Origin of the sequence: Gordonia sp. ALPHA1B1 (assembly GCF_005502615.1) — a bacterium.
Taxonomy (GTDB): Bacteria; Actinomycetota; Actinomycetes; order Mycobacteriales; family Mycobacteriaceae; genus Gordonia; species Gordonia hongkongensis.
In genome coordinates this window covers 1-1,499 of sequence record NZ_SCOC01000089.1, presented here as the reverse complement: position 1 = coordinate 1,499, position 1,499 = coordinate 1, and the positions used below count along the sequence as shown (strand labels likewise).

General features: G+C 67.2%; 1 protein-coding gene. It reads right to left on the bottom strand.

All coding sequences use genetic code 11. The features are described from left to right. Positions 1-174: 174 nt before the first annotated feature. Positions 175-1,499 (bottom strand): IS1380 family transposase (locus FFS52_RS23500; protein WP_137811081.1); only part of this gene is annotated, 1,325 nt, incomplete at its 5' end.

Genomic DNA, 1,499 nt, shown 5'->3' with positions numbered 1-1,499 from the left:
GGCTCGTCGCTATCGCTCCTCGCACCTCAGCCTGGATCCGTGGATGAGGTTTCAGGTGGGCGGGGTTGTGGTGTGTGAGTGTCTGATTATGTTGTGGGCGTGTGGTATTCGCTGACCTGTGTCAGCTTTTTCACTGGGGTTCCTTGGTGGTGGTGGGCGGGTGTGGTTGGTGGGTCAGGTGGTGTTGACTGCGGCCCACAGTGTGGTGAAGGCGTGTTGGGTGGGCCAGTGTCGGGGTAGGTGCAGGACCGGTGTTCGTGCTGGTCGGGCTAGTCGGGCGGGTATCGCGATGAGGGTGCGGCGCAGCGTAGCGCCCCGCGCGGCTCGCAGTCTGGGGGTGTTGGTGAGTGCGGCGAGGGTGCGCATCAGGTTGTGGCTGATCGCGGTCAGGGCCAGCCAGGCGGCGTTGGCGCCGAACCGTCCGGAGGGCAGATGCGCCAGCGGTCCGTCGATGAGGTCGGCGAACACGGTCTCGATGATGGCGTGGCGGCGGTGAGTGAGGTCGGCGGTGACGGTGTCGTCGGTGGTGTTGGTGAAAAACGAGTGGTACCGCCACGCAGGCATCAACGTGTCGGTGCCGGCGGGGTGGTGGGCTGTGACCCGACGCACGATCAGCCGCGCGGTGACCGGCTGGGCGGAGTCCGGTTGCACGGTGTAGGTGGTTTCGGCGACCTCGGCATCAGAGATCAGTTCGCCGGTGTCGGGGTCGGTGACCGCCCCGGGATAGTGCACCGGGGTCCACGCGTCGTCTCCGATCGCGGTGATGGCGCGGGTGATCGCGGTGTTGGTGCGCAGGACCAGCGAGAACGTCGCTGCGAGGCGTTGACAGGTACGCATCACCGCGGCGGTGCCATAGGCGGCGTCGCCGCGCACGGTGATCTCCCCGCTCGCCCCACACCGGCGTGCGGTGGTCAGGGTTTCAGCGATCATTCTCGCTGCCCCGCTCCCGGAAGCGGTGCGCCCGGCGCGTAGCCAGGCGTTGGCGATCACCGGTTGATGCCCGGCTGCGGACAGAGTGGCGACCTGCGGGGACAACCCTTTGCGCAGGAGTTCACGCCCGGCGATTTTGGCGTGCCCGTAGGAGCCGCCTTCTTTCTGGTAGCCGTAGACCGGGCGTAGTAGCGAGTCAATGTCGACAAATACCCGGGACCCGTCGGTGGGCAGCAGACCCGCCGTGGCGCACATCGCCGGCAATGTGTGGGTCATCACCGCGTTGAGTTGCCGGGCGTGGCCGGGGGTGAACTCGCGCAGCGTTTGTCCGATCGTGGCTGGGGCGTACACGCGGTCGAACAGGCGGGTGTGCCCACCACTGCGGACCCTGCCGAGGTCATCGATACTGTCAGCGCCGCAACAGAATCCGGCGATCACGGTCAACAGTTTCGCCTCGAGGTTGGCCCCGGCGGAGGCGACCTGGGTGGTGCCGAGATCGACCCGGTCGCCCAGCGATGCGGCCAACCCGGTCGATTCGGCCACTCTCATGACCGGTACCAGTCCGGCGT